This window comes from Rubrimonas sp., from assembly GCF_036788415.1.
Lineage (GTDB): Bacteria > Pseudomonadota > Alphaproteobacteria > Rhodobacterales > Rhodobacteraceae > Rubrimonas.
The window spans coordinates 1-4,917 of record NZ_DAIQNN010000155.1 but is presented as its reverse complement, the minus strand read 5'-3'; the positions used below and the strand labels follow the sequence as shown (position 1 = coordinate 4,917).

Here is a 4,917-nt window from a genome sequence, read left to right as displayed (position 1 = left end):
TCATCCGGATAGTCTCAAACAATCTGAGCCGAAAAATGCGATGATCTCGCGCCCGACCGCCGATGATCTCAAGCCGCTACAGGTAGCGCCCTCTCGCTCATCCCCGCCTTGCCCGCGAGTGGCGTGGGCGACGCGCGTCACTCCCTCATCTCGTGGCGCTTCGCGATCCAGCCCGGCAGGGCCAGCGCCAGGTCGCTGGACAGTCCGGCCTCCGGAGCCGCGTCCAGCGCGGCGATGATGCGCCGATCCTCGGCTCTGAGCATGCGCTTGGGCCAGACATGGCGCATCGCGGAGACGAACGCGGCGAAGCCTGCCGCCCAGTCGCATCGTCCGGCGTCGCCAAGGGCGGCGAGCCGGCCAGAGATCGCCGCCGCATCGGCGCACCAGCCGTCGGCGTCGTTGGCCCGCAGCACGACGATCTCGACGAAGCGGTGAAACGCCGCCTCATCCGCGAAGGCCATCCGGTCGAGGATCGCGCCAAGCCACTCCGTCGGCGGGGCCAGCAGCGGCGCGACGGCGCTGGCGGCGAGATATCCGTCCAGCCAGGCTTCCGTCAGCGTGGCGTCCTTGATGAGACGGGCGAACTCGCCCTTGCGTTCGCGCGCCGGCGGCCGAACCTGCTCGGGCGTCGCCGGCATGAAGCCGCCGCGCTCCAGCCACTCAGGCTCGACGCCCGCATCCGGCGCGGCCGCGGCGGCGCGCGCTCCCATCGCCATCACGGTCCCGGCGAAGACCCCCAACATCAAAGGCGTCTTGTTCATGGCGCGCCCGGCGAGCATCGCCTGCGCTGTCGCGGCGAAGACGCGCCAATCCCCGCGCGGCCTGGCGGCGGCGCGCAGCACGAGCGCGACGACAGCCCAGTGTCGCGCCCACCACGCCCTGCGGGTGTCCAGATAGCGCCACAGCGCCGTCTCGAGCTGGCGCGGAGTGCGCGCCTCCAGCACGAGCGCGCGGACCGCCTCGTTGTCCTCGAACCATGTCTCCGTCATGCCGACCGTCGCCGTTTCCTCGACCGCATGGTTGATCAGCCGGCCGGCCGCCTGCGGCGACAGCGCCGCGATCTCGCCCTCGGGATCGACCATGGCGAGCACGGCCGCCGCATCCGCCCCCGCCGGCGTCAGCTCGGCCTGCCCCCAGATCTCCGCGACGTCGATCAGGCCGGGCGGCGGCGGCGCGCCCTCCGCAATCCCCTCCCCGAGCGCGAGCCGGACGAGGCGCGCCGGCAACCCGGCGTCCACCTCGATCGGCTCGAGATCCTCATAGGCGCGCGCCAGGATCGCGCGCTGCTCGGTCGCGCTGGCGCAGGGCGCCAGGAAGGCGTCCTTCAGCCCGTGGCCCTGCTTGGGCATCAGGAAGACGACAGCGCGCCGACCGCCGCGCTGGACGGCCGCCGCCAGGGAGAGCGCGCCGGCGCCGTCGGGCGGCAGCGCAAGGACGCGGTGGACGGTCCAGTTCGCCGGCGGCGGCGCGCTGGCGCTGTCCGCGCGCAGCGCCGCCTTGATCGCCCGGTCCAGCCGCGCGCGCGCGGGATCGTCCGGCATGTGTCGTCGCGCCAGCACGAGCGACGCCGCCGTCTGGTCATCGAGCGCGCCCTGCCGCGCCCTGGCCTCGAACGCGGCGGCGACGGCGTCGCGCACGGCGGCCGCGCGATCGAACAGACTGTACAGTCCGATGCGGGTCCAAGCCGGCGTCGCGGACTGCGCGACCGCAGCGAACGCCATTGCGCGGGCGTCGTCCGGCAGCGCGGCGAGAGAGCCGGCGAGCTGGGCGTGCGCGCGCAACGGCTCGCCGTCGGCGTCGCGCAGCAGCTTCTCGACCATCGCGTCGAGCTCGCCGCCGGCGTCTCCCGGCGTCGCTGCGCGCAGTCGGCCGGTCGCGGCCATCGCCGCGTCGTCGATCATCAGGACGGCGGGCGTCGGCAGCCCCGCAGCGGCATAGCCCTGCGCAAGCGCGGCGCGGCGCGCCATGTCGAGCGCGCCTTTGGCCCCGAGCGACGCGATCTCCGCCTCCACTTCGCGCATGGCGCGATCGGCGGCGGCGAAGCCATTCTCCCGCGCCATGCGGGCCTCGTCCAGCAGCGCGGCCCACAGCGCCATCATGTCGCCGATCGGCGCGGAGTTCGACGCCGTGACGAGCCGACGCGCCAGCCCCGCCGCCGCCCCCGGCGTCTCCAGCATCGCCTTCGCGGCCCGGGTGGCCGCCTGCGCGAATGACGCTTCGCCTTTGGCGGCGGCCAGCGCCGAGAGCGCGGCGTCCAGCGGGTCGGTGCTCATCGAGGGGCTCCGGGACACGAGGTGCGCCGGATGGTCGGCGGCGCGGGACGCGGCCGTCAAGCACGCGTCGATCCGCCCGCGGCGCAATGGGGCGGCCTTGACCAAAGGCGGTTGGGCGCACCTACGTCGCCGCGCAGCGCGAATGACCCGCCCGCGGCTGCGACAGTGTCGGACCGGCCGCCAACGGGTCGGTCTTTGTCTGATCGCAAGCTTTCGCGCGACGGCGGAAACCGCTTCGTGAGGCGGGAGGCTGGTCAGGGGCGCTGCGCAAGCGGGGCTCGGGAAACTCTTGGTCGTCCCGGCGCGAAGCCCCCTTGCATTATGTGTCATTGACGCACATCGCACGAAGGACCACACTCGCTCATGAGAGATCGCCTGATCACTGTCGTCGAAACACCGGAGTATCTGCGACGGGCCAGGGCGGTCGGCATGAGCGACGAGGATCGCGCCGCCCTTGTGAACCTGCTCGCCGCCGACCCGGCTGCGGGCGTCCCTCTCGGAGGCGGTCTCTACAAGATGCGGCTCGCCCGGCCGGGCGGCGGCAAGAGCGGCGGGTGGCGTGTGCTGCACTTCTTCCGCAGCGAGGCGGCGCCGGTGTTCCTGCTGTCGGTGTTCGGCAAGAACGAGAAGGCGAACGTCTCGGCGGCGGAGCGAGCAGAACTGGCGGCGATCTGCGATCTAATCGCGGCGACCTATTGGAGACGGCCATGAGCGAGGCGTACGAAAGCGTCCGGCGCGGGCTCGAAGAGGCGCTGGCCTATGCCGAGGGTCGGCGCGTCGGCGCGGTCGCCCATGAGGTTCGCGTGCCCGAGCCCGACGTTGCGGCGATCCGCGCCCGGTCGGGGTTGTCGCAGACGGCGTTCGCCCGGAGCATCGGCGTGGCGGTCGGCACTCTGCGGGGCTGGGAGCAGGGTCGGCGACGGCCCGAAGGTCCGGCGCGCGTGCTGCTGGCGCTGATCGACAAGCGGCCAACGCTGGTGCAGGAGGCGTTGAGCGCGGCGATCCGGTAAGAGGCGGTCAGAAGAAGCAATGCAGGTGAAGAACGCGCCTTCCGTCCTGCCCGCTGATCCCGCAGACCCCGAGGACTTCGACGTCTCGGCCGAGGCTCTCGACAGAGGCCAGAGGGCGCGGCTCGTGCGCAAGGCCCGCACAGGGCTCGGTCTCTCCCTGGCCGAGTTCGCCCGGCGCTTCCAAGTCCCCCTCGGCACGCTGCGCGACTGGGAGCAGGCCCGCGCGACCGCGCCGGATTTCGCCGTGGCCTATGTCCGCGTGATCATGCGCGACCCTGACCTGGTGGCGGCGGCCGTCGCTTGAGCATCCGCAGCGCCCGCCTTCGGGTTGCGCCGCCGTGACCGGCGGCCTCTGCGCCTTTCCGGCCTGTCAGGGGCTGTGGATGGCTCACGCAGAAGCGGCCGTTTGCGATTGCTGGCGCGCGAGCGCCTCGACCGCCCGCCGGGAGCCTCTTGCGCTGGTCGGACGCTGAGATGTTGATCAGCGCGCAGGATGTTGCGCTCGGGCGTGGCGAAGCCGCCGAAGCTCCCAGTTCGCAGTCGCCGCAGAGCTGCAGCGGCACCCCGGTCGCAGGCGTCCCGGCCAGGTCCGCCGCCATCACTCCGGCGGAGCCGCGGAAGAAGGCGAAGGGCGATTGCAGCATCCGCCCGCAGCGGATCGGGACGAGGTGCTCGATGCGGACGACGTTCGCCGGGCTGACCCCGGCCCGTCCTTGGCGATGGACGCTTTGTTCACAACGGTGTTCCTCGCCGCGCGACGCCGCTCGTCGCGATGACCGCTTCGGCCACAAAGCGCGCGTTCCGCGCTCTCCGCGTTGATTCAGCGCAAAGGACGGCCCCCCGAATAGGCGCCATAGTGCGGTTGCTGCGGCACCCTCCGCCGCGATCCGCGTCGCGGAGCGCGGGGGCAAATCACCAACCCGCGGGCGGCTTTCGTCGGCCCCCTGCAACCGCGAGGCGCTCCGTGAAGACTGAAGCGATCGACGCGCACGCGGCGCGTCACCCGGGGCCGCCAGGGGCGCGCACGTCGCCCCCGGCCGTCGAGAATTGCATGCCCCACACCCAGTAGCCTTCATGATCCGCGCCATCGCCGCCGTCAGTTTCGCTCTTGCCGCCGGCTCGGCCGCCGCAGAGGAATGGAGCTTCATCGTCTCGGCCTATGGCTGGTTCCCGGCGATGGAGGTCGACGCGAGCATCGATCGGCCCGGCGGGTCGGTGTCTACCGAGGTGTCGACCAGCGCCACCGAGATCCTCGAGGCCCTGAACTTCGGCGTGTTCGGGACCGCCGAGGCGCGGCGCGGGCGCTTCGGATTGTTCGGAGACGTGTTCTTCACCGATCTCGGCGTGTCGCAGACCGGCCCGCTCGGCGGCCGGCAAAGCGTGGCCAACGACCTGTTCATGTTCACCGGCGCCGGGGCTTGGCGGCTCTGGGAAGACGGCGGCTCCTTCGTCGACGCCTACGGCGGGGGCCGGCTCACGTCTCTCGACACGACGGTGACGGCCGGGGCCCTCAGCGCATCGAAATCCACGACCTACGTCGATCCGATCGTCGGCGCCCGCGTCGGATACGCCGCCACCGAACGCGTGACGCTGAACGCGTCCGCAAACGTCGGTGGCTTCGGCGCCGGCTCGGA

6 protein-coding genes are annotated in these 4,917 nt (G+C 72.2%); 4 read left to right on the top strand and 2 right to left on the bottom strand.

What is annotated here, in order from left to right; all coding sequences use genetic code 11:
• Positions 1–137 precede the first annotated feature (137 nt).
• Positions 138–2,273, bottom strand: coding sequence for a UPF0149 family protein (locus V7Q31_RS17505; protein WP_333835138.1), 2,136 nt, complete (start codon positions 2,271–2,273; stop codon positions 138–140).
• Between the two features lie 363 nt (positions 2,274–2,636).
• Between V7Q31_RS17505 and V7Q31_RS17500 the strand changes: the two genes are divergently transcribed.
• The 3 genes from V7Q31_RS17500 to V7Q31_RS17490 are packed head-to-tail and all read left to right on the top strand — an operon-like array spanning position 2,637 to position 3,587.
• Positions 2,637–2,984 carry a type II toxin-antitoxin system RelE/ParE family toxin gene (locus tag V7Q31_RS17500; RefSeq protein WP_333835137.1) on the top strand — a complete coding sequence of 116 codons (348 nt, stop codon included), beginning with the start codon at positions 2,637–2,639 and terminating at the stop codon, positions 2,982–2,984.
• Positions 2,981–3,283, top strand: coding sequence for a helix-turn-helix domain-containing protein (locus V7Q31_RS17495; protein WP_333835136.1), 303 nt, complete (start codon positions 2,981–2,983; stop codon positions 3,281–3,283). Before V7Q31_RS17500 ends, V7Q31_RS17495 begins: the two co-directional genes overlap by 4 nt.
• A 19-nt stretch (positions 3,284–3,302) precedes the next feature.
• The gene (locus V7Q31_RS17490; RefSeq protein ID WP_333835135.1) at positions 3,303–3,587 is read left to right on the top strand and encodes a helix-turn-helix domain-containing protein; all 285 of its coding nucleotides are present in this window, start codon (positions 3,303–3,305) and stop codon (positions 3,585–3,587) included.
• Here V7Q31_RS17490 and V7Q31_RS19250 read toward each other — a convergent pair.
• A complete protein-coding gene (locus V7Q31_RS19250) occupies positions 3,547–4,359 on the bottom strand; it encodes a DUF2252 family protein (protein WP_442976730.1) in 813 nt (270 codons plus the stop codon). The two genes, V7Q31_RS17490 and V7Q31_RS19250, sit on opposite strands and share 41 nt — an antisense overlap.
• Between V7Q31_RS19250 and V7Q31_RS17485 the strand changes: the two genes are divergently transcribed.
• Positions 4,358–4,917 (top strand): hypothetical protein (locus V7Q31_RS17485; protein ID WP_333835134.1); only part of this gene is annotated, 560 nt, incomplete at its 3' end. The two genes, V7Q31_RS19250 and V7Q31_RS17485, sit on opposite strands and share 2 nt — an antisense overlap.

Bases quoted from the DNA above. Each gene is read 5' to 3' on its own strand.
- V7Q31_RS17505 (WP_333835138.1), bottom strand. From the start codon at position 2,273: ATGAGCACCGACCCGCTGGACGCCGCGCTCTCGGCGCTGGCCGCCGCC.
- V7Q31_RS17500 (WP_333835137.1), top strand. From the start codon at position 2,637: ATGAGAGATCGCCTGATCACTGTCGTCGAAACACCGGAGTATCTGCGA.
- V7Q31_RS17495 (WP_333835136.1), top strand. From the start codon at position 2,981: ATGAGCGAGGCGTACGAAAGCGTCCGGCGCGGGCTCGAAGAGGCGCTG.
- V7Q31_RS17490 (WP_333835135.1), top strand. From the start codon at position 3,303: ATGCAGGTGAAGAACGCGCCTTCCGTCCTGCCCGCTGATCCCGCAGAC.
- V7Q31_RS19250 (WP_442976730.1), bottom strand. From the start codon at position 4,359: ATGAAGGCTACTGGGTGTGGGGCATGCAATTCTCGACGGCCGGGGGCG.